A 25,511-nucleotide genomic window follows, 5' to 3' on the forward strand; every position below is an offset into this window, starting at 1 on the left:
GGCGATCGCCGCAGGTTAAAGCTTTGCCCGTCTGTTTTCAGTGTGGAAAACGCGTCCAGTGGCAAGAACAAGTTGGAAGCTCATGCACAACGAAGCCCCCCTGCTTTCATCCTCCCTGATACGGCGCGCAATCATCATTGCCGTCATTATTATATGCTTTGTTGCTGCCCTTAATGTCGGGGTTAAATGGTACGGGGAGCGGATCCTTCAGGCGGGCCATACGACAGCAACTGACGCGGTGGAGATCACAATCGGCAATGACCGGTTGAAACTTGCTAAAAACACGCTGCGTGTGCCTTCCGACCGGCATGACGGAGAGCGAGAGCGGGCCGATCTTTATCTCACCTGGCCGGACCTCAAGGGATATGAAGACTCCAATCGCGCTGTTTTCGATGATCCGGCGCAGGCAGCAGGGCTTATTTTCATCCAGCTATCGCAAAGCACGATGTCTGAGGACATGTCCGGCCGTTTCGGACCGATCTATGCCCGGTTGACGGAAGGAGAGCCTGTGCTGCTGAAACACGGCCTCACACTGCACCGCCTGCGTGCCGACGCAGGTTACGGCAAGGAAGTCATCTTGACCGGGCAGCGCGAGGGCGAAAGCGACTATGTCGTGCGCTGCCTTCTGCCGCAAACGCAGCAGGAGGCGACGGGCAGCGACTGCCAGAGGGATATCCACGCCGGCCAGGACCTCAGCCTGTTCTACCGATTCTCCGCAACCTTGCTGCCGCAATGGAAAGAACTCGACGCAGGCGTGAAACGCTACATCGAGCAGCGCCTCGTAAAAGACTGAAATCCGTGAAAAGGCGTGAGACAGATTGCGCCCGAAAAGTCGCATTTTATGGAGCGTGGATACCTTTCATAAACCACTTGGTAACGCCATCCCGATAAAGTTTCTCCCCGGAGCACTCGGGCGGGGCGCGTCCGAGCGGAACAGAAATATGCGATTGAAGAGTTCAGCAGTGTTGAAAAGTCTATTTGGGGCAGATTCGCGCAAAGCGGGTGCGACGTCTTTGGTAAGGTTTGTTGCGTTGACCCTTGCTGCGGCGTTCATAACCGCAACATCCGTTGGCACCGCACAGGCGGACCCGAAATATGCGGGCATCGTCATTGATGCCAAGACCGGCAAGGTTCTCTATGGCGAAGATCCGGATGGCCTGCGCTATCCTGCCTCGCTGACGAAGATGATGACGCTTTATCTTACGTTCGAGGCGCTCAATTCCGGACGCATTTCGCTCGATTCCAAGGTGCCGGTTTCGGCCAACGCCGCCAAGGAGCCTCCTTCCAAGCTCGGCGTGCGCGCCGGTGGCAGCATCACGGTCGAGCAGGCAATCCTTGCGCTCGTCACCCGTTCCGCCAACGACATGGCCACCGCACTCGGTGAATATGTCGGCGGCTCCGAAGACCGTTTTGCCAGAATGATGACCGCCAAGGCCCGTGCGCTCGGCATGACGCGCACGACCTATCGCAACGCCAACGGCCTGCCAAACACGGCGCAGATGACGACGGCGCGTGACCAGGCCCGCCTCGGCATCGCCCTTCGCCAGCATTTCCCGCAATATTACGGCTACTTCTCCACGCGTACCTTCAATTTCGGCAAGCAGGTCATCGGCAACCACAATCGTCTCGTGGGAACCGTGCGCGGCGTGGACGGTATCAAGACCGGCTATACCCGTGCTGCCGGAAGCAATCTTGCAACATCGGCACAGCTAGACGGTCGCTCCATCGTCGCCGTCGTTCTCGGCGGCCGCTCGAGCGCTGCCCGTGACGCGACCATGCGCAAGCTTGTTGCGACCTACCTGCCGCAGGCCTCCCGCAGCGGCAACAGCAACCTGATTGCGCAGACGAGATCGGCACCTGTCGAAGAGCCCGTCGCTGTGGCTGTTGCTGCTCCACCTGTGGCAGTCGCGGCTCCGTCCGCAGCTGTCGCAGCGACAGATTCCGGCCTGCCGCATGCCGGTCCCGTACCGCAGACCCGTTACGAGGACGCGCCGGTTACCGCCTTTGCAGGCTCCTCTTCCAATGCGGCCGTAAAGGCCATGGAAGCCGCCACCTGGCAGAAAGGCAAGGATCCTATTTCTCAGGTAGCCGTCGCGCCTGACCGCAAGTTGATTACCAACTCGACCAAGGTGGACAATATCGTCACGGCATCCACACCGGCTTCTGTACCCTCCACCCCTTCCGTTTCGGCAAAGGCTGAAGCTCCGCAGGGCGGCTGGGTGATCCAGATCGGCGCATCGCCGGATGAAAACTCGGCACGTGGCCTGTTGCAGAATGCGCAGGAAAAAGGCGGTGCCGCCCTTCGGTCCGCAAAACCCTTCACGGTGGCCTTCAGCAGAGAAGGCTCCCAGGTATACCGCGCCCGCTTCGGCGGCTTCGACGGCCAGGCCGCCGCGGTAAATGCATGCAATGCATTGAAAAAGAAAGGCGTCAGCTGCTGGGCGTCACTCCAGTAATCGACGTTCGCGCAGGCGGTGGCTTATTTGTTGAAACATCGCCTGTCTCCTCGAATTGTGTAATGTGTAGCGAGGCTTTCCAAGATGGCAGTTAACGAGAACTATTCGGACATTGCGTCTGGCAACGGGCAAGGCAGCCTGTCGGTTCTGCATCCCATTCACGAGGCGGCAATGCGCATTGCCGATCTCGGTCTTAACCGCTCCAAGGCAAAGACGCGTGATCTCGTCAGCCTGCTTCTGTCGCACGGCGCCCGCGCCTGGCGTGCCAATCAGCCGGAAGCCAATATCCACCTTCATGTCGGCCGCCGCTCTGGGCGTGCACCGGTCCATATCCGGATCCGCTGACGAACCGAACATAACCGGACGAGACAAAGAAAAACCCCGCGGAGCCTGTGCACCGCGGGGTTTTTGTTGATTGACGATGGAGAAACGAGGCGGCTTACGCCTCGCTCTCCGGTGCCTCAGGTGTTTCCGGCAGATTGTCAGCCACATCTTCGCCGTTGCCGTTTTCCGCCTCTTCGTCGCCTTCCGGCTCGTTGATGCGTTCCACGGAAACCACCTTCTCATCCTTGGCGGTGGAGAAGATCGTCACGCCCTTGGTGGCGCGGCTGGCGATACGGATTCCGTTTACCGGCACACGGATCAGCTGGCCGCCATCGGAAACCAGCATGATCTGGTCGCCTTCATCCACCGGGAAGGCCGCAACGAGTTCGCCAATTTCCGTCGTCTTCGAGGTATCGGTGGCGCGGATGCCCTTGCCGCCACGACCCGATGTGCGGAAGTCATAGGACGAAGAACGCTTGCCGTAGCCTTTTTCAGAGACGGTCAGCACGAATTCTTCGCGTGCCTTCAGTTCCTGATAACGCTCTTCGCTGAGTTCGCCTTCTTCCGCGACTTCCTCGCCAACCAGTGCGATATCTTCCTCATCCACACCGGCCGCACGCCGCTCGGTGGCCGAGCGCTTGAGGTAGGCCGCACGCTCCCACGGTTCAGCTTCCACATGGCCCACAATGGTCATGGAGATGATGCGGTCGCCATCGGCCATGTTGATGCCGCGCACGCCAACCGAGTTGCGGCCGGCAAAGACGCGGACATCGTCGACGGGGAAGCGGATGCACTGGCCGAGTGCCGTCGTCAGCAACACGTCATCCTGGTCGGTACAGGTCTCGACGGAGAGGATTTCATCGCCCTCCTCGTCCAGCTTCATGGCGATCTTGCCGTTGCGGTTGACCTGCACGAAATCGCCGAGCTTGTTGCGGCGAACCGTGCCGCGCGTCGTCGAGAACATCACATCGAGCGTTTCCCAGGTCGTTTCGTCCTCGGGCAACGGCATGATGGTGGTGATGCGCTCGCCAGGTTCCAGCGGCAGCATGTTGATGAGGGCCTTGCCCTTCGACTGCGGCGTACCGATCGGAAGGCGCCAGACCTTTTCCTTGTACACGATGCCGCGCGAGGAGAAGAACAGCACCGGCGTATGGGTATTGGCGACAAAGAGACGGTTGACGAAATCCTCGTCGCGCGTCGCCATGCCGGAACGGCCCTTGCCGCCGCGACGCTGTGCCCGGTAGGTGGTCAGCGGCACGCGCTTGATGTAGCCGAGATGCGAAACGGTGACGACCATATCTTCGCGCGAGATGAGGTCTTCATCATCCATGTCAGGACCGCCTTCGACGATCTCTGACCGGCGTGGCGTGCCGAATTCGTCGCGGATGGCAATAAGCTCATCCTTGACGATCTGCATGATGCGCAGCCGTGAAGACAGGATTTCGAGATATTCGCTGATTTCCGCGCCGATCTTGTTCAGCTCGTCGCCGATTTCGTCGCGGCCAAGCGCCGTCAGGCGGGCAAGGCGCAATTCGAGAATGGCGCGTGCCTGCTCTTCGGAGAGATTGTAGGTGCCGTCTTCATTGATGCGGTGGCGCGGATCGTCGATAAGACGGATCAGGCTTTCCACATCCTGCGCCGGCCAGCGCCGCGTCATCAGCTCCTCACGGGCCGAAGCCGGATCGGGAGCATGACGAATGACGCGGATGACTTCGTCGATATTGGCAACCGAGATCGCCAGACCGACCAACACATGCGCGCGGTCGCGCGCCTTGCGCAGCAGATACTTCGTGCGGCGGCTGACGACGTCCTCGCGGAAGGACACGAAGGCGCGCAGCATGTCCAGCAGCGTCATCTGTTCCGGCTTGCCGCCGTTCAGGGCCACCATGTTGCAGCCGAAGGAGGTCTGCAGCGGCGTGTAGCGATAGATCTGGTTCAGGATTACTTCGGCATTGGCGTCGCGCTTCAGCTCGACGACGACGCGATAACCCTGGCGGTCGGATTCGTCGCGCAGATCGGAGATACCCTCAATGCGCTTTTCCTTGACCAGTTCGGCCATCTTTTCGATCATCGTCGCCTTGTTCACCTGATAGGGAACCTCGGTGATGATGATCTGCTCGCGGTCGCCGCGCATCGGCTCGATGGTCGCACGGCCGCGCATGATGACCGATCCGCGACCCGTCTCATAGGCAGAGCGGATGCCGGAACGCCCCATGATGAGCGCGCCGGTCGGGAAATCCGGGCCGGGAATGATCTGCATCAGTTCCAGCAGCTCGATCGCCGGATTGTCGATGAGGGCGATACAGCCGTCGATGACTTCGGAAAGATTGTGCGGCGGAATGTTCGTCGCCATGCCGACGGCGATGCCGCCTGCCCCGTTGACCAGAAGGTTCGGGAATTTCGCGGGAATGACGACCGGCTCATGCAAGGTGCCGTCATAGTTGTCGCGGAAATCCACCGTTTCCTTGTCGAGATCGTCGAGAAGCGAATGTGCTGCCTTTTCGAGACGGCACTCGGTGTAACGTTCGGCCGCCGGCGGATCGCCGTCGATGGAGCCAAAGTTGCCCTGTCCGTCGATCAGCGGCAGGCGCAGAGACCAGTCCTGCGCCATGCGCGCCAGCGCATCGTAAATCGCCGCATTGCCGTGCGGATGGAATTTACCCATCACGTCACCGGTGACGCGGGCGCATTTGACGTATTTCTTGTTCCAGTCGATGCCGAGTTCGGACATGCCGTAAAGAATACGGCGATGAACCGGCTTCAGACCGTCACGGACATCGGGAAGTGCGCGGGAAACGATAACGCTCATGGCGTAATCGAGATAGGACCGCTGCATTTCCTCAATGATGGAAATCGGTTCAATGCCTGGCGGAAGTTTTCCGCCGCCGGGGGGGCTCTGGTCAGTCAAAACGGATCACATTCTCTGTTAAGAATCGGATGGATTTTTATAGCGGAAACAGCCACGTTAAGCCAATTTCCCGGCGAGTTTTGAACAGTCTTTTGCGTCATTTGCAAGACATACCCCGCTTTTCGCCATTTAGGTTGGCAAAAGCGACGCCGCTCCCTTTTAAAGCGTGTACGACTTGCGTAGGCTCCGGCCTAAAAACAGAACAGGTGGGGAAAGAATGGCCAGCAGCGAAACGCTCATCAACGCGCTTACAACACTTCTGGTCACGCTCGATCCGCCCGGTCTCGCGCCCGTATTTCTCGCACTCACGGTTGGAATGACGCGCGACCAGCGCGCCCAGGTGGCCCTGCGCGGCTCAATCATCGCCTTCGGCATTCTCGCCATCTTCGCCCTGTTCGGTCTCACCATCCTCAACCTTCTCGGCATTTCGCTGGGTGCCTTCCGCATCGCCGGTGGCCTGCTGCTGTTCTGGATCTCCTTCGAGATGATTTTCGAGAAACGCCAGGAGCGCAAGGAAAAGACCTCGGAGATCGCCATCACCAAGGACCATCTGCACAATCTGGCGGTCTTTCCGCTCGCCTTGCCGTTGATCGCCGGGCCTGGCGCCATTTCCGCGACCGTGCTCCTGGCGGGAACGATGAAGACGACGCTCGAAATGGTCGTGCTTATTCTCATCCTCGCCTTCGCCATGGCCCTCGTCTACGCCACCCTGATCGTCTCGGAACGCATGGACCGTTTCCTCGGCAATACCGGCCGCGCAATCCTGACAAGGCTGCTCGGCGTTCTGCTCGCCGCGCTTTCCGTGCAGTTCGTAGTGGACGGCATAAAATCGGCCTTCGCATTCTGACGACCATCGGTTCGGAACAAAATGCCGCAACCGGCCGGATTTGCGAAAAATCCGCCCTTTGAATCCGGCTCCTGCCTCGGTTAAAAGACGCGCATCTTTTTTCCGCATCAGAAAGCTCTCTCCATGCGATCCACGCTGCGCCGCCTCATCCCGGATGCCGCTCCCGTCAGTAACCGGGAAAGGCTGCGCGCTGCGGCAGGCGCCTTCGTCGGTATTTCGCTGACGGGACTTCTGGGCAGCCTTGCTTTCCGATTCGACCCCACCCTGCCCGCCATGATCGCGCCGATGGGCGCCTCGGCGGTGCTTTTATTCGCCGTGCCATCCAGCCCCCTAGCGCAGCCCTGGTCGATCCTCTGCGGTAACATCGTGTCGGCTTTCGTGGGCGTGACGGTGGCTTTACTCGTTTCGGATATCTTCCTTGCCAGCGCGCTTGCCATAAGCCTTGCCATTGCTGCCATGATGGCGCTGCGCTGCCTGCACCCGCCAAGCGGCGCGGTGGCGCTGACCGCCGTTCTCGGCGGCCCCGCCGTGCATAGTCTCGGCTATGGCTTTCTTCTCTGGCCGGTCGCCGGAAACTCGCTCATCCTTCTCATCCTTGCGCTCGTTTATAACAATGTCACCGGCCGCGCCTATCCGCACGGCCTGAGGTTGGGAAAGGCCAGCCACGGCACGGCAGACCCGACGCCGATACAGAAAATCGGCTTTTCCTCAGTCGATCTGGACGAGGTGCTGAAGGAATACGACGAAGTTCTCGATATTGATCGCGATGTGCTGGAAATGATTTTGCGCAAGACGGAATTGCGCTCCTGGCGCCGCCGCGCCCTCCACCTCGATTGCGCCAGCGTCATGTCGCGCGATGTGGTCGGCGTCGCCCCGGATGATAGCCTGCGCCACGCTCATTCACTGATGCGCAACCGCCATTTCAAGGCGCTGCCCGTGACCAACGACAGGGCCGAAATCCTTGGCATCGTCACTCAGACGGATTTTCTTGAAAAGGCTAGCTGGAGAAACGGCCGCCCTTCCATCGGTTTCCTGCAGCGCCTGCGCCTTATCCTCTCAGGCGCAAGCGCACCCAACGATACCGTCAAGGATATCATGACATCGCCGGTTAGAACCGTGCAGCCGGAAACGGCGATCGAGGAAGCAATCATCCGCTTTGCGGAGGAAGGGCTGCATTACCTGCCGGTGATCGACGCCAATGGCAAGATGGTGGGTATTCTTTCGCAATCCGATGTCATGGTTGCGATGCTGGCGGACAAAGCCGCGGCATAGGTCGTCGCGATCTTGAAGCGGGCAACCGGTTTCGTCCGACGCCCGCCCCGTCAATCACTGTCCCGATCAGAACGGAATATCGTCGTCCATGTCACTGGAGAAGCCGCCGGAAGGCTGGCTGCCGCCACGCGAGGCACCGCCGCGGGCCGCTGGCTGCTGGTCGTAACCGCCACCGTAGTTACCGCCGCCGCTGCCATAATCTCCACCGCCGATGTCGCCACCGCTGCGGCTGCCGCCGCCACCTTCGCCGCGACCGTCGAGCATCGTCAGCGTGGAGTTGAAGCCCTGCAGTACCACTTCGGTGGAGTAACGGTCGTTACCGGTCTGGTCCTGCCACTTGCGCGTCTGCAGCTGGCCTTCGATATAGAGCTTGGCGCCCTTTTTCACATATTGTTCGACAACCTTGCACAGGCCTTCGTTGAAAACGACGACCGTGTGCCATTCGGTCTTTTCCTTGCGCTCGCCGCTGTTGCGGTCCCGCCACGTCTCCGAGGTGGCGATACGCAGATTGGCGATCGGACGGCCGTCCTGCGTCCGGCGAATTTCGGGATCGGCGCCAACGTTCCCAATCAGAATTACCTTGTTTACGCTACCAGCCATCTCGTCATCCTGTCCGCCAGCCATCGTGACCGGCAATTGCATTTCAAAAAATCCCGCACACAATAACCATCGCCGCCCGCAAAGGGCACCGCAACGGGGAACAATCCACAGCGAATAATCCCGACTTTCTCAGAGAGTATATTCGCACTTGCAATTTGTTCCTTTTTTGTTCTATTAAATCACGAAATTCGAGTCAAGTGAGCCGAAAAGCCATCGATCGATAGGGAATAAACCTCGACACGTCCGGTTGCGTCACTACATAAGGACGCGCCGCCATCAGGCCTGTTATTTTTGTCCGAGCTTTATCATGAGTGAACTGAAGACGATTTCCATCCGTGGTGCCCGTGAGCATAACCTCAAGGGTATCGATTTGGATCTACCGCGCAACAAGCTGATCGTCATGACCGGGCTCTCCGGCTCGGGCAAGTCGTCGCTTGCCTTCGACACAATCTATGCCGAGGGCCAGCGCCGTTATGTCGAGAGCCTCTCGGCCTATGCGCGCCAGTTCCTCGAAATGATGCAGAAGCCGGATGTAGACCGCATCGAGGGTCTTTCTCCGGCGATTTCCATCGAGCAGAAAACCACCTCGAAGAACCCGCGCTCCACGGTCGGCACGGTCACGGAAATCTACGACTATATGCGCCTGCTGTTTGCGCGTGTCGGCGTGCCCTACTCGCCGGCGACGGGCCTGCCGATCGAGAGCCAGACGGTCAGCCAGATGGTCGACCGTATTCTTGCCTTCGAGGAAGGCACGCGCCTTTATATTCTCGCGCCGATCGTGCGCGGCCGCAAAGGCGAATATAAAAAGGAACTCGCCGAGCTGATGAAGAAGGGCTTCCAGCGCGTCAAGGTGGATGGCCAGTTCTACGAGATCGCTGACGTTCCCGCCCTCGACAAGAAGTACAAACACGATATCGATGTGGTGGTGGACCGCGCCGTCGTGCGCCCGGATATGGCGGCACGCCTTGCCGACAGTCTCGAGACCTGCCTTAAGCTCGCCGACGGGTTGGCAGTGGCCGAATTTGCCGACAAGCCCCTGCCGCCGGAAGAAACCTCGGCTGGCGGCTCCGCAAACAAATCGCTCAATGAGACCCACGAGCGTATGCTGTTTTCGGAAAAATTCGCCTGCCCGGTCTCCGGCTTCACCATCCCGGAAATCGAGCCCCGGCTTTTTTCCTTCAACAATCCCTTCGGCGCCTGCCCCACCTGTGACGGTCTCGGCTCGCAGCAGAAGGTGGACGAAAACCTGATCGTGCCCGAACCTGCACGCACCCTGCGGGATGGCGCGATCGCCCCCTGGGCCAAGTCGTCTTCCCCCTACTACAACCAGACGCTGGAGGCGCTGGGCAAGGCATTCGGTTTCAAGCTGTCGAGCAAATGGACGGACCTTTCGAAAGAGGCGCAGCACGCCATTCTCCAAGGCACTGACGACAAGATCGAGTTCAACTATCAGGACGGCGCGCGCTCCTACAAGACGGTGAAGAATTTCGAAGGCATCGTTCCCAATCTGGAGCGTCGCTGGAAAGAGACCGACAGTGCCTGGGCACGCGAGGAAATCGAGCGTTATATGTCGGCGGCCCCCTGCCCGGCCTGCGCCGGCTATCGCCTGAAGCCGGAAGCGCTCGCCGTCAAGATCAACAGGATGCACATCGGCGAAGTCACCCAGATGTCGATCCGTATGGCACGCGACTGGTTCGAGACGCTGCCGGAAAATCTGAACGCCAAACAGAACGAGATCGCGGTTCGCATTCTCAAGGAAATCCGCGAACGTCTGCGATTCCTCAACGATGTCGGGCTGGATTATCTCAGCCTTTCACGCAATTCCGGCACGCTTTCCGGCGGAGAAAGCCAGCGCATCCGGCTTGCTTCGCAGATCGGTTCCGGCCTCACGGGTGTGCTCTATGTTCTGGACGAGCCCTCCATCGGCCTGCACCAGCGCGACAATGCCCGTCTGCTCGATACGCTGAAACATCTGCGTGATATCGGCAATACGGTGATCGTGGTCGAACACGACGAGGATGCCATTCTGACGGCGGATTACGTTGTCGATATCGGCCCCGCCGCCGGCATTCACGGCGGTCAGGTCATCGCCGAAGGCACGCCGCAGGAGGTGATGGCCAATCCGAAATCGCTGACCGGCAAATATCTATCCGGCGAACTCGGCGTCGCCGTGCCGGCAGAACGCCGCAAGCCGAAGAAGGGCCGCGAAATCAAGGTTTTTGGGGCACGCGGCAACAACCTGAAGAATGTGACTGCGGCCGTTCCCCTTGGCGTTTTCACCGCCGTTACCGGCGTGTCGGGTGGTGGCAAATCCACCTTCCTGATCGAGACGCTCTATAAGTCGGCAGCACGCCGGGTGATGGGCGCGCGCGAAATTCCGGCAGAGCATGACCGCATCGATGGTTTCGAATTCATCGACAAGGTGATCGATATCGATCAGTCGCCGATCGGCCGCACGCCACGGTCCAACCCTGCCACGTACACGGGCGCATTCACGCCGATCCGTGACTGGTTCGCCGGTCTGCCGGAGGCAAAGGCGCGCGGTTATGCACCTGGCCGTTTCTCCTTCAACGTGAAGGGCGGCCGCTGCGAAGCCTGCCAGGGCGACGGCGTCATCAAGATCGAGATGCACTTCCTGCCTGATGTCTATGTCACTTGCGACGTCTGCCACGGTAAACGTTATAATCGCGAGACGCTCGATGTGACATTCAAGGGCAAGTCCATTGCCGACGTGCTTGATATGACGGTGGAAGAAGGCGTTGAATTCTTCGCCGCCGTTCCGGCCGTGCGCGACAAGCTGCAAGCGCTGTTCGATGTCGGCCTAGGTTACATCAAGGTCGGCCAGCAGGCCAATACGCTCTCCGGCGGCGAGGCGCAGCGCGTCAAGCTCGCCAAGGAACTGTCAAAACGCTCCACCGGCCGCACGCTTTATATTCTCGACGAACCGACAACAGGCCTGCATTTCCACGACGTCAACAAGCTTCTGGAAATGCTGCAGGCGCTGGTGGATCAGGGCAATTCGGTCGTGGTAATCGAGCACAATCTCGAAGTCATCAAGACGGCCGACTGGATCATCGATATTGGCCCCGAAGGCGGCACAGGCGGCGGCGAAGTGGTGGCAACCGGCACGCCGGAAGACATCGTCAAGAACGAGCGCTCCTATACCGGCCATTTCCTGAAGGAACTTCTGGAACGTCGGCCAGCCGGAAAACGCGAAGCTGCGGAGTAATCCGCGCCCTTCGCAGCAAGGGTACACAAGGCCGATAGCCCGAGGAGGAACAGTATATGTCGACATCAGGCACGATCCGCACCGGTATCGGCGGCTGGACTTTCGAGCCGTGGGAAGGCACGTTTTATCCGGAAAAACTGCCCAAGAAACGCCAGCTGGAACATGCCAGCCGGCAATTGACGGCGATCGAGGTGAACGGCACCTATTATAGCAGCCAGAAACCCGAGACCTTCGCAAAATGGGCGGCGGACGTGCCTGAGGATTTCGTTTTCTCCCTGAAGGCAAGCCGCTTTGTTACCAACCGCAAGGTCCTGGCCGAGGCGGGTGAATCCATGACGAAGTTCCTGACCCAGGGACTGACGGAACTCGGCCACCATCTCGGCCCGATTCTCTGGCAATTCGCGCCGACGAAAAAATTCGACGCCGAGGATTTCGGCGCGTTTCTGGCATTGCTGCCCGAAAAACAGGACGGCATCAGCCTTCGCCACGTGGTCGAAGTGCGAAACCCGACATTTCAGGTGCCGGAATTCATCGATCTTCTCGCCAAACACAAAGTCGCGGTCGTCTGCGCCGACCATCACGATTATCCGATGCTGCCTGACGTAACTGCCGATTTCGTCTATTGCCGCCTGCAAAAGGGCGAAGACGATATCGAGACCTGTTATCCGAAGGCCGAGATCGACCATTGGGCAAAACGGGTCAAGACCTATGCGGCGGGTAATGTGCCCAACGACCTGCCGCTGATCGCTCCCGACAGACAAGTTGAGAAGACCCCGCGCGATGTCTTCGCTTTCTTCATCACTGGCGGCAAGGTGAATGCACCAAACGGCGCACAGGTATTGCAGAAATTGGTCTGACTGGCTCAGCCAGCCATTTCTTTCGCAGGGTTAAAATCGATTGCCGCGAACGCCGCCTCGATCACCTCGGTTCCAGCGCCCGGCCGTGTGGCGTCGCTGGAAAGGATTTGCCGGAAACGGCGGGCGCCGGGCATGCCCTGAAACAGGCCGACCATGTGGCGGGTAACGTGGTTGAGGCGCCCGCCGGCGGCAATATAGTCGGCGGCGTAGACCATCATCGCATCACGCAGCCCCATCCAGTCAGCTTGCCGGGACTCTTCGCCATATATACGATGATCGACATCGGCAAGGATGGACGTATTGTGATAGGCCGCGCGGCCAAGCATCACGCCGTCCATATGGTGCAGATGGAGGCTTGCCTGATCGAGATCGGCGATACCGCCATTGATGCCTATGAAGATGTCAGGATTTTCCCGCTTCATGCGATAGACGAGATCATAATCGAGCGGCGGCACCTCGCGGTTTTCCTTCGGCGAAAGCCCTTGCAGCCAAGCCTTGCGCGCATGGATCCAGACCGCATCCGCGCCCGCTGCCACAACCCGTGAAAGAAAATCCGGCAGCACGGCTTCCGGCTCCTGATCGTCTACGCCAATGCGGCATTTGACCGTGACCGGCACCTTCGCAACGGCCTTCATCGCCGTCACGCATTGCGCGACAATCTCGGGCTCGCGCATCAAACAGGCGCCGAAAGTGCCGGATTGCACCCGGTCAGAAGGACAGCCGACATTGAGGTTGATCTCGTCATAGCCATAATCGCCGGCGATCCGCACCGCCTCCGAAAGCTTTACCGGATCCGACCCACCGAGTTGCAGTGCAACCGGATGTTCCTGAGTGTGATAGTTGAGCAACCTGTCGCGCTGGCCATGGATGATGGCGTCGGCAACGATCATTTCCGTATAAAGCAGCGCACGCTTCGACAATTGCCGGTGCAGAAATCTGCACCTCGTGTCGGTCCAATCGATCATCGGGGCCACAGCAAAGATTTTTTCGCCGTTTGCAAGCGCTTGTCTGTACATGAATTAACCTCTTTGCGGCGGCTTCTACAGCAAAGGACCGCAAAAAGCCAGTTTTGCGGCTGCGGTCATTTTGAACTGGAAATCGCCCAGGAATCGCGGGACAAGACTTGCAGTTCTAAAAAAGACGACAGGAAATCCCATGGCCGCCACCGTCATTCCAGTTCCACAACCCGTTCTTCTGCACGTAGAGGGCACAAACGAGATGTTCCCCGTGCGGCGGGTCTATTGTGTCGGCCGCAATTATGCCGATCACGCCATCGAGATGGGCCACGATCCTTCACGGGAACCGCCGTTTTATTTCCAGAAAAATCCGGACAACCTTCTGCCTGCGGGTCAGGATTTCCCCTACCCTTCGCTGTCGTCGAACGTGCATTACGAAGTCGAATGCGTCGTGGTGTTGAAAAGCGGCGGTGCGGATATTCCGGCAAGCGATGCGCTGGGCCACGTCTGGGGTTACGCGGTTGGCATCGATATGACGCGCCGCGACCTTCAGGATGGTTTGAAGAAGATGGGACGCTCGTGGGAGGGCGCAAAAGCGTTCGAATATTCCGCGCCGGTCTCCGCCATCGTTCCCGCAGACAAGATCGGCCATCCGTCAACCGGTGCGATCTGGCTCGATGTCAATGGTGAGCGCAAGCAGACAGGCGATCTTGCGCAGATGATCTGGAAAGTGCCGGAAGTGATTGCCGAGCTTTCAAAGCTGTTCACGCTTGCCGCTGGCGATATCATCATGACCGGCACGCCGGCAGGCGTCGGCCCCATCGTGCGCGGCGATCGGATCGAGTGTGGTGTAGACGGTGTCAGCACCCTGTCCGTTACGGTCGCCTGATCGCTATTGGCGCATAATCCAAAGGGAGAGAACCGACATGCCGCTTTATCGCCTCGCAGATCGGGTGCCGCAGACCCCTGCCCCGGATCGCTACTGGGTCGCACCCGATGCGAATGTCATTGGCTCGGTCATACTTGCCGAGGATGTCGGCATCTGGTTCGGCGCAACGCTGCGTGGCGATAACGATCCAATCAGCATCGGTCGCGGCACCAATATTCAGGACGGCGTGATGGTGCACAGCGATCTCGGTTTTGCCGCCACGATCGGCGAAATGTGCACAATCGGCCACCACGCCATCATCCACGGCTGCACCATCGGCGACAATTCGCTTGTCGGCATGGGCGCAACGATCCTGAACGGCGCAAAGATCGGCCGCAACTGCCTGGTCGGCGCCAATGCGCTGGTGACGGAGGGCAAGGAGTTTCCCGACAATTCCCTGATCGTCGGATCGCCGGCGCGCGCCGTCCGAACGCTGGATGACGAGGCCGTCGCCAGCATCCGCCGCTCGGCGGAAAATTACATCGAAAACTGGAAGCGTTTTTCGAAGGATCTGGAAGTCATCGAAAAATGACGGATGGCGGGAAAGAACGCCCGCTGTCGCCAAACGGTGCTACCCCGCGCAGGCGGCGCACAGACCACGAATTTCGATAGTGGTCTTTTCCGCCTTGAACTTGCTGTCCTTGACCCAGCGCTCGAGGCGATGGTCGATCTCGTGATCGTGAAACTCGTTCACCTGCCCGCAGGATTCGCAAATGGCAAAGGCGACGGTGCCATGGTGATGCGAGCAGCATTCGGCCTGCGTGTGGGTACAGGCAACAAAGGCGTTGAGACTTTCAAGCCGGTGCACGAGACCATATTCCACCAGCTTTTCCAACGCCCGGTAGACCTGCAGCGGCGCACGAAAACCGTCGTCCCGCAGTTTGTCGAGGATCACATAGGCGCTGAGCGGCGCATGCGCATTCGACAGGGCATTCATGACCAGCGACTGGTTTTTGGTAAGGTTCTGCGCATTCATGACTTGCCTCCTTCATCTGCGGAGCGGGAAAAACCCGGTGCCGGCAACAGGCTTATAACGAACAGGATCACGGCGGCAACCACGATGGACGGTCCTGATGGTGTGTCGTAACTCAGCGATCCGAACAGGCCGCCAACAACGGCAACCGCTCCGATCACAGACGCGACCACAGCCATCACCTCAGGCGTGGAAGAAAAACGTCTGGCTGTCGCCGCCGGTATGATGAGCAGCGATGTGATCAACATGATGCCGACCACCTTCATGGCGATGGCAATCACCAGCGCCATCAACAGCGTGAAGATGAGCTTGGAGCGTTCCGGGTTCAACCCCTCGGCCTCGGCCAACTCGGTATTGACGGTGGAGGCCAGCAGAGATCGCCACAGGAACACCATGGAAACCAGCACCACCAGCCCGCCGCCCCAGATCAGCGCTATATCGCTGCGGGTAACGGCCAGAATATCCCCGAACAGGAAGGAGACGAGATCGATGCGCACCCAACTCATGAAGGCAACGATGACGAGACCGATCGCCAGCGCCGAATGAGAGAGTATGCCGAGGAGCGCATCGGCGGAAAGCGCCTGCCGCCGTTGCAGGAAAATCAGCAGGATCGAAACCGCCGAGGCTACGAGAAAGACGCTGACGATGAGGTTGATCTGCAACAGCAGCGACAGCGCAACGCCAAGCAGTGCCGAATGGGCCATCGTATCGCCGAAATAAGCCATGCGCCTCCACACAACGAAGCAGCCAAGAGGACCGGCGGTGAGCGCAACACCGATGCCGGCGATCATGGCGCGAACGAAGAAATCGTCAAACATGCCGCTCTCCCTGCTGGTGGCTTGAAGTGGCATGTCCGTCATGCTCGTGGCCGCAGCCGCAGTCCTCATGGTCATGATGCTGCTCATGCGCATGATGATGGCCATCATCGGGGTGGCAATGTTCGGTCACCGAACCATCCGCGTGCTGCACCCGGCCATCGGGCAGATGGGTATGGTCGTGATGGTGGCTGTAAACGGCAAGCGCCTCGGCGGCCGACCCACCGAAAAGCCGCATATATTCCGGGCTCTGGCTAACCGCCTGCGGCGTTCCCCGGCAGCAGACATGGCCGTTAAGGCATATCACGGTATCGGTTTCCGCCATGACCACATGCAGGTCATGCGAGATTAACAGAATTCCGCAATTATTTGAATTCCTGATATTTTTTATCAAATCATAAAGCGCGATCTCCCCGGAGAAATCAACGCCCTGCACGGGCTCGTCGAGAACCAGCAGATCGGGCTTTCGCGCGATGGCGCGGGCAAGAAGCGCGCGCTGGAACTCTCCGCCAGAAAGATGCTGCACTTCCGCATTTGCCAGATGCGCGATACCCGTGGCATTCAGCGCGGCGTCGATTTCGCGCGCGGGAAGCGGCCCGGTCAGCGTCATCAACCGGCGCACAGAAAGCGGCATGGTCCAGTCGACAGAGAGCTTCTGCGGCACATAACCGACCCTCAGACCGGCAATGCGCGATACCGCGCCTTCGCTCGGCCTCAAGACCCCGATCGCCATTTTCGCGCTGGTTGATTTGCCCGAACCGTTCGGCCCGATCAACGTGACGATCTCACCCTTGCTGACGGAAAACTCCACGCCGCGCACCAGCCAGCGACCGCTGCGCTGCACGCCGGCATTGGAAAGTGACACCAGTATCTCTTTGCCCTCATGGGCGGAATGAAGCATGGGATTGTCCGATCGGCGATGTTGCTTACCGCTATCGCATACGTTATAGAGTTACGCAATAAATGTAATAACATAACTATACTTCTTCAAGTGGAGTGCATTTCATGAGATCGTTCGTGATCCCGCTCATGGCATCGGTAGCAATAGCGGCGGCCGCCTCCGGCGCCACCGCCGCCCCAAATGTCGTGGTCTCGATCAAGCCTGTCCATTCCCTCGTCGCGGCAATCATGCGTGGCGTGGGCGAACCGCAACTCATTGTCGACGGCGCAGCCTCACCGCATACCTATAATCTGCGGCCTTCCAATGCCCGCACGCTGGAAAAGGCCGATCTGGTCTTCTGGGTCGGGCCTGGACTGGAGGCATTTCTGCAGAAGCCGCTGGAGGCGTTGACCAGCAAGGCAACAGTGGTCGAACTGGAAGACGCCAAGGGGCTGGAAAAGCTTCCCTTCCGTGAAGGTGGCCCTTTCGAGGCGCATGACGATGGCGAAGAGGGCCATGGAGAACATGCCGGCCATGCGGACAGCGAGGGCGCTCATGCCCATGAACATGCGCACGATGACGGCGACCATGAACACGGCGCGTACGACACTCATCTGTGGCTCGATCCGGCCAATGCCAAGGCCATGGCCCAGACGATAGAAACCGCGCTGATTGCCGCCGATGCCGGCAATGCGGAAACCTATCAGGCCAATACGAAAAAACTGATCGACGATCTCGATGCGCTCGACAGCGAAATTGCGGAAACGGTCAAACCCGTGAAGGACAGGCCCTTCATCGTCTTCCACGATGCCTATCAATATTTCGAGCATCGCTACGGCGTAAAAACGGCGGGATCGATCACCGTCAGCCCCGAAACCCTGCCCGGTGCCGATCGCGTCAGGGAGATGCAGGAAAAGGTTCGCCAACTTGGCGCGACCTGCGTTTTTGCCGAACCGCAATTCGAGCCGAAACTGATCTCCGTCATAACCGAAGGCACGGCGGCAAAGTCTGCAACGCTCGATCCCGAAGCGGCTACGCTTGAACCGGGTCCCGATCTCTACTTCAAGATGATGCGCGGCATCGCCGGCTCACTGAAGGATTGCCTGTCCTGATCCGGACAGGCGTTCCTTCTATCAAGGCTTCGGCGCCATTGAGGACCAGACCGGGCGGCTGACGCTTTGCAGCGTTTCTGGCGGCGCACCGTTGATGCGTGCCAGCAGAGCCTTGGCAAGCTCCCTGCCCGCAAGCTTGATGTCCTCGTTGACTGTGTGGATTTGCGGCTGGATCCAGTTCAGGAATTCGGCGGACTGTTTCGACACGATATCGATATCCTTGCCGATCCTGACACCGGCCGCCTCGAACCCCGCCACAAGCGCAATCGTGCTGCTGCCGCTGATGGAAACAATGCCGTCAGGGCGATCGTCTGATTGCATCAGGCGCTTGCCGAAATCGCGGATCTTGTCGAGCGGCGTCTCGATGGTGATGGCATCCAGCGGGAATTCGGAAACGCCGAAATCCCTGATCCCGCGGGTGAACCCCTTGCGGGCGTGGTCGTGGAACGCAAACCGCGATGGCGGCACGATGATGGCGATCCTCTTTCGCCCACATTGCGCCAGCCGCTCCACGGCCTCATAGGCATAAGCCTCGTTATCAAAATCGTGATAGGCGTGCTCAATGCCCATGTCGGACCGCCCATGGGTAACGAAGGGCATTTTGCGCTCCGTCATGAAACGGACGCGCGGATCGTTCGGCTCGATTTTGGAGATAATCACCCCGTCCGCCGAACCGGTCTCGAGAATGTAACGGATCGGCACCATGGAATCCTTGGCGTGGGTGTGAGGGGTAACGACGAGGTGATATTGCGTCGTCGCCAGGACCTCGGTGATGCCGAATACCATCTGGCTGGTGAAGCCCATCAATTCCTCGTCGACGCTCAGCACCAGCGCGATCACATTGGTCTTGCCGGTGCGGAGGCGCACACCAGCACGGTTCGGCTGGTAACCGATCTGCTGGGCAATCAGCCGCACGCGCTCCTTGGTTTCCGCGCCGATGTCAGGCGCATCCTTCAGCGCGCGCGACACGGTGGTGATGCCAAGACCCGTCATGTAGGCGATGGTCTTCAAGGTCGGGCGCTCACCCGTTGTCGCCTTCGCTTCGTCCCTGCCGGAATTACCAGTATCGTTCATGTCATTTCGCCACGCTTTGCAGAACAATAATCATAGATAGCTTTTCGTTTCTTGCAAAGGCAAACGTCGCTGGTCGCTGTCACACCCGATCCGGTCTTCGGGCCTTTGGCTATAACGATGTAGGTCGTGAAAAATATCGAACGGGCTTATCCCGGATTACCGACCTTACGCGCTCGCGAAACTTCCGCTCAAGAGAGAAACAATGCCAAGAAAATAGATTAAATAATAACAATAATTATTTGATATTTAAAAATAAAAACAAATAAATATCAAGGCACCCGTACCCGTGGTTTTCCAATCGTACTAACGGGCATTTTTCGCGCATGAAGTTTCACTCCGAAGACATGACGGAACGATTATTTTACGGTAACGTTGCCGGAGGGAGGAGATTGCCGAGCTGAGCGAGCCGGATAACGGCCGGCTGGCGGGCATGCATCTTCCCCAGATTCCGACACAAGCCTGCATCATAATGCCGGCTTATCCTATTTGAATTTGTCCATGCAGGGTCCCATCATGATTTCTTCCTCCACGCCCGAAACCGTCATCGATCTGGCCGGGCTCTGGCGCCTGACCTCGGTGGAAGGAGACCATGCGACCGACCTTACCGTGCCGGGAGACGTTCACAGCGCACTCAAAAATGCGGGCATCATTCCCGACCCCTATCACGGTGCCAATGAAAATGCCGTTCAATGGGTCGCGCATCGGGACTGGATCATCGAGCGGACCTTCATCCTCGATGACGCCGATGCCAGCTGGTATCTCGATATCGATTATCTCGATACCGTCGCCATCGTCTTCGTCAACGATGTCCCGGTCTTGAGTTCGGACAATTGCTTCCGACGTTACCGTCCCGATGTGTCGCGCGCCGTGCGGCCCGGTGAAAACACCATTCGTATCCATTTCCACTCCAACATCGCAGCCGGTGCGGAACGGCAGGCGCGGCAACCTTTTTACATTCCCTATCATGACGGGAATTCGCCGATTGCCAACGGCAACATGTTGCGCAAGCCACAGTGCCATTTCGGATGGGACTGGAATATCGCGATTGCTCCGCTCGGCCTCTACGGCAAAATCCTGCTGAAGCGCCTCGATACGGCGCGGGTCGAACACGTCGTCACCTCACAACATCATGTCGAGGGCGGCGTCGAGCTGCATGTGGCCATCACGCTGTTTGCCGAAGGTCCGGCGAGCCTTCCGCTCTACCTTTCCCTCAACGATGAAAGGCTGCGGCTTGATTGCGGCGTGGGTGCGGGTGAGACGGTGGTGCGCCACGTTTTCTTCGTGGAAGACCCCGCGCTCTGGTGGCCGGCGGGCAGCGGCGAACAGACGCTCTACACGTTGACCGTGGAGTTGCCGGATGAAACCGTCATCCGCAGGATCGGCTTCAGGACCATTGAACTTCTGACGGACAAGGATGAGGCCGGAAGCCGATTTGCCTTCCGCATCAACGGCCGGGAAATCTTCTGCCGTGGCGCCAACTGGATTCCATCCGATGCGCTTTATTCGCTGACCAACCGCGAAAAAACCGAAGACCTTCTGTGTTCGGCCGTCGAGGCCAATATGAACATGATCCGCGTCTGGGGCGGCGGGTTTTACGAGGAAGACTGGTTCTACGATCTCTGTGACCGTCTCGGTCTTCTGGTCTGGCAGGATTTCATGTTCGCCTGCAACCTTTACCCCTGCAGCGAAGACTTCCTCGACAATGTCGAACACGAGGTCGACTATCAGGTAAAACGCCTGTCCTCCCATCCGTCCATCGCGCTCTGGTGCGGCGACAACGAATTGGTGGGTGCCCTCACCTGGTTCGAAGAGCCCCGCAACAACCGCGACCGTTATCTCGTGGCTTACGACCGCCTCAACCGTACCATCGAAAAGGCGCTGAAAAAAGCCGCCCCCGAAGCACTCTGGTGGCCCTCCAGCCCGGCTTCAGGCTATCTCGATTATGGTGACGCCTGGCATGCGGATGGTTCCGGCGACATGCATTACTGGTCCGTCTGGCACGAAAACAAGTCGTTCGACAATTACCGCTCGGTCAAGCCGCGCTTCTGCTCCGAATTCGGTTTTCAGTCCTACACCTCCATGCCTGTCATCCGCACCTATGCGGAAGAGAAAGACATGAACATCGCCTCCCCGGTGATCGAACTGCACCAGAAGAATGTCGGCGGCAATGAGCGCATCGCGGGCACCATGTTCCGATATTTCCGCTTTCCTAAGGATTTCGAAAATTTCGTGTATCTGAGCCAGGTGCAGCAGGCGCTGGCCATCCGCACCGCGGTCGACTACTGGCGCTCGCTGAAACCCCATTGCATGGGAACGCTCTACTGGCAGCTCAACGATACCTGGCCGGTTGCCTCATGGTCGAGCCTGGATTACGGCGGCGGCTGGAAGGCCCTGCATTATGCCGCCCGCCGGTTCTTCCAGCCGGTCGCGGTTTCCGCCATTCCCTCGGAAGACGGACGCCGGTTAAGTTTCTCCATGGTCAACGACACGGCGGAAGATGTCGAGATCGACATGAATATTGTCGCCCTCACCATGGAGGGCAACCGCGTGCCGCTGAAATCCGCCAACGGCACGTGCGGTACGGACAAGGCGGCGACGCTGACCGAAATCGACATGAACAGTCTGCCTGATGGCTCCATTCTTGCCTGGAACTTCATAGCATCCAACGGCATGACAGGCGAAGGCCATCATGTGCGCGACACCTACAAGTCTCTGGAGCTCCAGCCCGCCGGACTGACGTTCTCCGTCGGCACATTGAAAAACGGCCAGCTCGAAATCGATGTCACCGCAGCAGGTCTTGCCCTCTTCGTCATGCTGGAGGCCGATCAGCCCGGGCGTTATTCCGACAATCTGTTCGATCTCGCAGCGGGCGAAACACGCCGGATCATCTTCACCCCGAAGGCGGGCAGCGGGCAGCCGCAGTTCCGTATCTTCGATCTTTATACCTGCCAATCCTCGCATTGAAACCAAGCGACGAAAGGCTTAACCATCCTCAGTGGAACGGCAGGCAACGTTGCGCCTGCCCTCATCTTTCAAAGGTTTGCCGGCTTCTCCGGCAACCATTCATCAGCAAGTGGAGGAAGACCCATGGTTTGGCAACCGGCCGAAAACCGATACACATCCATGAAATACAATCATTGCGGAAAGACCGGCCTGAAGCTGCCGGCGATCTCGCTCGGGCTGTGGCACAATTTCGGCAACGACACGCCGCACCAAACCAAACAGGCCATTTGCCGCCGCGCCTTCGACCTCGGCATTACCCATTTCGATCTGGCCAATAATTACGGCCCACCACCCGGCAGCGCCGAAACCGCCTTCGGCGAAATCCTGAAGACGGATTTTAGAGGCTACCGCGATGAAATGATCATCTCGTCCAAGGCGGGCTACAACATGTGGCCCGGTCCTTACGGCGAATGGGGCAGCCGCAAATATCTGATATCGTCCTGCGACCAGAGCCTGAAGCGCATGGGGCTGGACTACGTCGATATCTTCTACTCCCACCGTTTCGATCCCAACACGCCGCTTGAGGAAACCTGCGGCGCGCTGGACCAGATCGTGCGCTCGGGCAAGGCGCTTTACGTCGGCATCTCGTCCTACAACTCGAAGCGCACCCGTGAGGCCGCCGCGATCCTGAAAGATCTCGGCACGCCCTGCATCATCCACCAGCCGAGCTATTCCATGATCAATCGCTGGATCGAGGAAGACGGTCTGGTCGATACGCTGGAAGATCTTGGCATCGGCTCCATCGTCTTTTCGCCGCTGGCGCAGGGCATGCTGACGACGAAATATCTGGGTGGCGTGCCTGATGGCAGCCGTGCATCGCAGAGCAAGTCACTCAACCCGGCCTTCCTCAACGAGCGCAATGTCGAAAACATCCGCGCGCTCAATTGCATTGCCGAGCGGCGTGGCCAGACGCTCGCGCAGATGGCCATCGCCTGGGTGCTGCGCGGTGGTCGCATCACGTCGGCGCTCATCGGTGCTAGCCGTGTCGAACAGGTCGAGGATTGCGTGAAGGCGCTGGACAATGCCGATTTCTCCGCAGAGGAGCTTGCGGAAATCGACGGTTATGCGAAGGACGCGGATATCAACCTCTGGGCAAAATCCGCCGAACGCGTTTAGTGCTTGAAACAGGCCGCCCGATTTCCACCGGGCGGCCTGATCGACGCAAAAACTGGACTGAAATCTCCATCAGAAAGATTAACATCCGCGTCTAACCATTAACAACCATTACATAAATGTAATTTTAAATTCAGTTTCCGTTCATTCGTTTATTCGTAAGTTCTCCTTATCGAAACACGAGAGGAAACATTCATGAAAAAGTTCGTCACCATTCTTCTGGCCGCCACTGTTCTTGCTGCTCCAATGGCCCAGGCACAAAGCCGCCACGACGATCGTCACCGCGGCGTAACCGTCGAGCGTCACACCACCACCAAAAAGGTCATCGTCAAGAAGCACCGTTGGGATCGCGGTCAGCGCCTCTCGGCGGCAGAGCGTCGTCATTTCGTCGACCGCCGCGACTATCGCCGTTACCGTCTGGCAGAACCGCGTCGCGACCAGCGCTGGGTACGCGTCGACAACCAGTTCCTGCTCATCAACGCCGTCACTGGCCTGATCGTCGGCCTTTCTGCGGCACGCTAAGTAAATAGACGGATGAAATGAAAAAGGCCCGCTTGCGCGGGCCTTTTGTCGTTTATCGTTATAGCTGATCAGAAAATGTCGGCGCCGCTGCCCCACGGGCCATGCGGCTTATCGACACCGTCGGTGCGTTCGAAGCCATGCGCGCCGAAGAAGTCGCGCTGCGCCTGAATAAGGTTCGCGCTGCCGCGGGCGCGACGATAGGCGTCGAAGTAACCGAGCGCGGAAGCGAGCGCCGAAACCGGCAGACCAGAGAGAACCGCATAGGAGACGACACGGCGCAGGGCGGCGTCGGTGTCCTTGACGATGCCGGAGAAGGCAGGCGTCACGATGAGGTTGGCCACATGCGGATCCTTGGTAAAGGCCGAGGTGATCTCGTCGAGGAATTCCGAGCGGATGATGCAGCCGGCGCGCCAGATGCGGGCGATCGTCGGCATCGGCAGGTTCCAGTTGAACTCCTTCGATGCTGCCGACATGACGGCAAAGCCCTGTGCGTAAGCACCGACCTTGGCGGCCAGAAGCGCGCTTTCCAGATCGGCGATAAAGGCCTTTTTGTCAGCGGGTGCAGCTGCAACGGTCGGCAGGCCGAAGATCTTCTCGGCAGCTTCGCGCTCGTCCTTCTGAGACGACAGGATACGGGCAGCCACGGCGGCCTCGATGGCAGTTGCGGCGACGCCCATGTTCTGCGCCTCGATAACCGACCACTTGCCTGTGCCCTTCTGGCCGGCCTTGTCGAGGATCAGATCGACCATCGGCTTGCCGGTGATCGGATCGGCGGCGCGCAGAACCTTCTCGGTGATTTCGATCAGATAAGAGTTGAGACGGCCCTTGTTCCATTCACCGAATACATCGGCGATTTCAGACGCACTCATCTTCAGGCCGTCACGCAGGATGCCGTAGATTTCGGCGATCATCTGCATGTCGGCATATTCGATGCCGTTATGGATCGTCTTGACGAAATGACCGGCACCGTCGTTGCCGAGCCACGCCACGCACGGATCGTCATTATACTTGGCGGAAATGGAGGTCAGAACCTTCTCGACGCGCTTCCAGCTATCTTCGGTACCGCCGACCATGATCGACGGTCCGTGACGCGCACCTTCTTCACCGCCGGAAACGCCCATACCGATAAAGGTCAGGCCGCTATCCTTCAGATTGTCGAAACGGCGGATCGTATCGCGGAAATTCGCATTGCCGGCGTCGATCATGATGTCGCCGTTCGAGAGATGCGGCTTCAGGATTTCCATCTGCTGGTCAACCGGATCGCCGGCCTTGATCATGATGATGATCGGGCGCGGAGGACGAATGGCGGCGACGAATTCCTCGATGGTTTCGCAAGGGATCAACTGCCCCTGCAAGTCCCCAGCCTCGGCGTAGAATTTTTTCGTCGCTTCAGGGGTTCGGTTGAATACGGCAATCTTGTTGCCCTTTTCCGCGATGTTCAACGCCAGGTTCGAGCCCATGACGCCGAGACCGATCAAACCGATTTCTGCCTGTTCCACGGATGTGCCTCCATCTTGCTTTTAGGTGGTCGTGTTGTGGCACTGTAATGAACAAACGGCAAGGCTAGGGGCGACTGAAACGATTAAATTTTGATGACGCAAATCAGCTTTGCATATTTGCGACAGGTCGGGGGAAGGTCGTA

21 protein-coding genes are annotated in these 25,511 nt (G+C 58.8%); 13 read left to right on the forward strand and 8 right to left on the reverse strand.

Annotated features, from left to right (window positions below):
- Nucleotides 1-82: 82 nt before the first annotated feature.
- The 3 genes from CRO62_RS25040 to CRO62_RS25050 all read left to right on the forward strand — a co-directional run bounded on the left by CRO62_RS25040 (nt 83) and on the right by CRO62_RS25050 (nt 2,801).
- Nucleotides 83-793: a hypothetical protein gene (locus CRO62_RS25040; protein ID WP_097102586.1), complete on the forward strand. Its 711-nt coding sequence runs from the start codon at nt 83-85 to the stop codon at nt 791-793.
- A 148-nt stretch (nt 794-941) separates the two neighbouring features.
- Complete coding sequence (locus tag CRO62_RS25045; RefSeq protein ID WP_097102588.1) at nt 942-2,456, forward strand: D-alanyl-D-alanine carboxypeptidase family protein; 1,515 nt, start codon at nt 942-944, stop codon at nt 2,454-2,456.
- An 84-nt stretch (nt 2,457-2,540) separates the two neighbouring features.
- Entirely contained in the window at nt 2,541-2,801 is a 261-nt protein-coding gene (locus CRO62_RS25050; protein ID WP_003515258.1) for a hypothetical protein, read from the forward strand.
- Between the two features lie 94 nt (nt 2,802-2,895).
- Here the strand turns inward: CRO62_RS25050 and gyrA are convergent, their stop codons facing one another.
- Nucleotides 2,896-5,688 (reverse strand): DNA gyrase subunit A, encoded by a 2,793-nt coding sequence (gene gyrA / locus CRO62_RS25055; protein ID WP_097102590.1) that lies wholly within the window; start codon nt 5,686-5,688, stop codon nt 2,896-2,898.
- A 217-nt stretch (nt 5,689-5,905) separates the two neighbouring features.
- On the opposite strand from gyrA, the gene CRO62_RS25060 reads away from it, so the two are divergent.
- Nucleotides 5,906-6,535 (forward strand): MarC family protein, encoded by a 630-nt coding sequence (locus tag CRO62_RS25060; RefSeq protein ID WP_003515260.1) that lies wholly within the window; start codon nt 5,906-5,908, stop codon nt 6,533-6,535.
- A gap of 123 nt (nt 6,536-6,658) precedes the next feature.
- Complete coding sequence (locus CRO62_RS25065) at nt 6,659-7,807, forward strand: HPP family protein (RefSeq protein ID WP_097102592.1); 1,149 nt, start codon at nt 6,659-6,661, stop codon at nt 7,805-7,807.
- A gap of 66 nt (nt 7,808-7,873) precedes the next feature.
- Here the strand turns inward: CRO62_RS25065 and CRO62_RS25070 are convergent, their stop codons facing one another.
- Complete coding sequence (locus CRO62_RS25070) at nt 7,874-8,449, reverse strand: single-stranded DNA-binding protein (protein ID WP_003515262.1); 576 nt, start codon at nt 8,447-8,449, stop codon at nt 7,874-7,876.
- A 265-nt stretch (nt 8,450-8,714) separates the two neighbouring features.
- Between CRO62_RS25070 and uvrA the strand changes: the two genes are divergently transcribed.
- Both uvrA and CRO62_RS25080 read left to right on the forward strand, forming a co-directional pair.
- Nucleotides 8,715-11,636 (forward strand): excinuclease ABC subunit UvrA, encoded by a 2,922-nt coding sequence (gene uvrA / locus CRO62_RS25075; protein ID WP_097102594.1) that lies wholly within the window; start codon nt 8,715-8,717, stop codon nt 11,634-11,636.
- Between the two features lie 56 nt (nt 11,637-11,692).
- The gene (locus CRO62_RS25080) at nt 11,693-12,493 is read left to right on the forward strand and encodes a DUF72 domain-containing protein (RefSeq protein ID WP_097102596.1); all 801 of its coding nucleotides are present in this window, start codon (nt 11,693-11,695) and stop codon (nt 12,491-12,493) included.
- Nucleotides 12,494-12,498: 5 nt separating this feature from the next.
- On the opposite strand, the gene dusA is transcribed toward CRO62_RS25080, so the two are convergent.
- Entirely contained in the window at nt 12,499-13,509 is a 1,011-nt protein-coding gene (gene dusA, locus CRO62_RS25085) for a tRNA dihydrouridine(20/20a) synthase DusA (protein ID WP_097102599.1), read from the reverse strand.
- A 139-nt stretch (nt 13,510-13,648) separates the two neighbouring features.
- Here dusA and CRO62_RS25090 point away from each other — a divergent pair, with 139 nt between their 5' ends.
- Both CRO62_RS25090 and CRO62_RS25095 read left to right on the forward strand, forming a co-directional pair.
- On the forward strand, nt 13,649-14,338 hold the full coding sequence (locus CRO62_RS25090) for a fumarylacetoacetate hydrolase family protein (RefSeq protein WP_097102601.1): 690 nt from the start codon (nt 13,649-13,651) through the stop codon (nt 14,336-14,338).
- A gap of 37 nt (nt 14,339-14,375) precedes the next feature.
- Entirely contained in the window at nt 14,376-14,909 is a 534-nt protein-coding gene (locus CRO62_RS25095) for a gamma carbonic anhydrase family protein (RefSeq protein WP_097102603.1), read from the forward strand.
- Between the two features lie 39 nt (nt 14,910-14,948).
- Here the strand turns inward: CRO62_RS25095 and zur are convergent, their stop codons facing one another.
- From zur to znuC, 3 genes are read right to left on the reverse strand one after another with little or no spacing between them, the layout of a single operon-like run.
- Nucleotides 14,949-15,353 (reverse strand): zinc uptake transcriptional repressor Zur, encoded by a 405-nt coding sequence (gene zur / locus CRO62_RS25100; protein ID WP_025593459.1) that lies wholly within the window; start codon nt 15,351-15,353, stop codon nt 14,949-14,951.
- Nucleotides 15,350-16,168 (reverse strand): zinc ABC transporter permease subunit ZnuB, encoded by an 819-nt coding sequence (gene znuB, locus CRO62_RS25105; RefSeq protein WP_097102605.1) that lies wholly within the window; start codon nt 16,166-16,168, stop codon nt 15,350-15,352. Before znuB ends, zur begins: the two co-directional genes overlap by 4 nt.
- Complete coding sequence (gene znuC / locus CRO62_RS25110; protein ID WP_097102607.1) at nt 16,161-17,066, reverse strand: zinc ABC transporter ATP-binding protein ZnuC; 906 nt, start codon at nt 17,064-17,066, stop codon at nt 16,161-16,163. Before znuC ends, znuB begins: the two co-directional genes overlap by 8 nt.
- Nucleotides 17,067-17,170: 104 nt before the next feature.
- On the opposite strand from znuC, the gene znuA reads away from it, so the two are divergent.
- Complete coding sequence (gene znuA, locus CRO62_RS25115) at nt 17,171-18,157, forward strand: zinc ABC transporter substrate-binding protein ZnuA (RefSeq protein ID WP_097102609.1); 987 nt, start codon at nt 17,171-17,173, stop codon at nt 18,155-18,157.
- A gap of 21 nt (nt 18,158-18,178) precedes the next feature.
- Here znuA and CRO62_RS25120 read toward each other — a convergent pair whose 3' ends face one another.
- On the reverse strand, nt 18,179-19,231 hold the full coding sequence (locus CRO62_RS25120; RefSeq protein WP_013636164.1) for a LacI family transcriptional regulator: 1,053 nt from the start codon (nt 19,229-19,231) through the stop codon (nt 18,179-18,181).
- 498 nt (nt 19,232-19,729) lie between these two features.
- Between CRO62_RS25120 and CRO62_RS25125 the strand changes: the two genes are divergently transcribed.
- The 3 genes from CRO62_RS25125 to CRO62_RS25135 all read left to right on the forward strand — a co-directional run bounded on the left by CRO62_RS25125 (nt 19,730) and on the right by CRO62_RS25135 (nt 23,869).
- On the forward strand, nt 19,730-22,195 hold the full coding sequence (locus CRO62_RS25125) for a beta-mannosidase (protein WP_179784625.1): 2,466 nt from the start codon (nt 19,730-19,732) through the stop codon (nt 22,193-22,195).
- A gap of 123 nt (nt 22,196-22,318) precedes the next feature.
- Nucleotides 22,319-23,350 carry an L-glyceraldehyde 3-phosphate reductase gene (gene mgrA / locus CRO62_RS25130; protein WP_097102611.1) on the forward strand — a complete coding sequence of 344 codons (1,032 nt, stop codon included), beginning with the start codon at nt 22,319-22,321 and terminating at the stop codon, nt 23,348-23,350.
- Between the two features lie 192 nt (nt 23,351-23,542).
- Nucleotides 23,543-23,869 carry an RcnB family protein gene (locus tag CRO62_RS25135; protein ID WP_097102613.1) on the forward strand — a complete coding sequence of 109 codons (327 nt, stop codon included), beginning with the start codon at nt 23,543-23,545 and terminating at the stop codon, nt 23,867-23,869.
- 68 nt (nt 23,870-23,937) lie between these two features.
- On the opposite strand, the gene gndA is transcribed toward CRO62_RS25135, so the two are convergent.
- Nucleotides 23,938-25,368, reverse strand: a complete 1,431-nt coding sequence (gndA, locus tag CRO62_RS25140) for an NADP-dependent phosphogluconate dehydrogenase (RefSeq protein ID WP_003515289.1) — start codon at nt 25,366-25,368, stop codon at nt 23,938-23,940.
- Nucleotides 25,369-25,511 lie beyond the last annotated feature (143 nt).

Origin of the sequence: Rhizobium sp. AN6A (assembly GCF_900215635.1) — a bacterium.
Lineage (GTDB): Bacteria > Pseudomonadota > Alphaproteobacteria > Rhizobiales > Rhizobiaceae > Agrobacterium > Agrobacterium tumefaciens.

What these genes read in the sequence shown, in the direction of transcription:
- znuA (WP_097102609.1), top strand. Translation starts at nt 17,171, where the DNA reads ATGAGATCGTTCGTGATCCCGCTCATGGCATCGGTAGCAATAGCGGCG.
- CRO62_RS25095 (WP_097102603.1), top strand. Translation starts at nt 14,376, where the DNA reads ATGCCGCTTTATCGCCTCGCAGATCGGGTGCCGCAGACCCCTGCCCCG.
- CRO62_RS25125 (WP_179784625.1), top strand. Translation starts at nt 19,730, where the DNA reads ATGCAGGGTCCCATCATGATTTCTTCCTCCACGCCCGAAACCGTCATC.
- zur (WP_025593459.1), bottom strand. Translation starts at nt 15,353, where the DNA reads ATGAATGCGCAGAACCTTACCAAAAACCAGTCGCTGGTCATGAATGCC.
- CRO62_RS25060 (WP_003515260.1), top strand. Translation starts at nt 5,906, where the DNA reads ATGGCCAGCAGCGAAACGCTCATCAACGCGCTTACAACACTTCTGGTC.
- uvrA (WP_097102594.1), top strand. Translation starts at nt 8,715, where the DNA reads ATGAGTGAACTGAAGACGATTTCCATCCGTGGTGCCCGTGAGCATAAC.
- CRO62_RS25070 (WP_003515262.1), bottom strand. Translation starts at nt 8,449, where the DNA reads ATGCAATTGCCGGTCACGATGGCTGGCGGACAGGATGACGAGATGGCT.
- znuC (WP_097102607.1), bottom strand. Translation starts at nt 17,066, where the DNA reads ATGCTTCATTCCGCCCATGAGGGCAAAGAGATACTGGTGTCACTTTCC.
- CRO62_RS25120 (WP_013636164.1), bottom strand. Translation starts at nt 19,231, where the DNA reads ATGAACGATACTGGTAATTCCGGCAGGGACGAAGCGAAGGCGACAACG.
- dusA (WP_097102599.1), bottom strand. Translation starts at nt 13,509, where the DNA reads ATGTACAGACAAGCGCTTGCAAACGGCGAAAAAATCTTTGCTGTGGCC.
- CRO62_RS25135 (WP_097102613.1), top strand. Translation starts at nt 23,543, where the DNA reads ATGAAAAAGTTCGTCACCATTCTTCTGGCCGCCACTGTTCTTGCTGCT.
- CRO62_RS25040 (WP_097102586.1), top strand. Translation starts at nt 83, where the DNA reads ATGCACAACGAAGCCCCCCTGCTTTCATCCTCCCTGATACGGCGCGCA.
- CRO62_RS25050 (WP_003515258.1), top strand. Translation starts at nt 2,541, where the DNA reads ATGGCAGTTAACGAGAACTATTCGGACATTGCGTCTGGCAACGGGCAA.
- CRO62_RS25080 (WP_097102596.1), top strand. Translation starts at nt 11,693, where the DNA reads ATGTCGACATCAGGCACGATCCGCACCGGTATCGGCGGCTGGACTTTC.
- mgrA (WP_097102611.1), top strand. Translation starts at nt 22,319, where the DNA reads ATGGTTTGGCAACCGGCCGAAAACCGATACACATCCATGAAATACAAT.
- znuB (WP_097102605.1), bottom strand. Translation starts at nt 16,168, where the DNA reads ATGTTTGACGATTTCTTCGTTCGCGCCATGATCGCCGGCATCGGTGTT.
- CRO62_RS25045 (WP_097102588.1), top strand. Translation starts at nt 942, where the DNA reads ATGCGATTGAAGAGTTCAGCAGTGTTGAAAAGTCTATTTGGGGCAGAT.
- CRO62_RS25065 (WP_097102592.1), top strand. Translation starts at nt 6,659, where the DNA reads ATGCGATCCACGCTGCGCCGCCTCATCCCGGATGCCGCTCCCGTCAGT.
- CRO62_RS25090 (WP_097102601.1), top strand. Translation starts at nt 13,649, where the DNA reads ATGGCCGCCACCGTCATTCCAGTTCCACAACCCGTTCTTCTGCACGTA.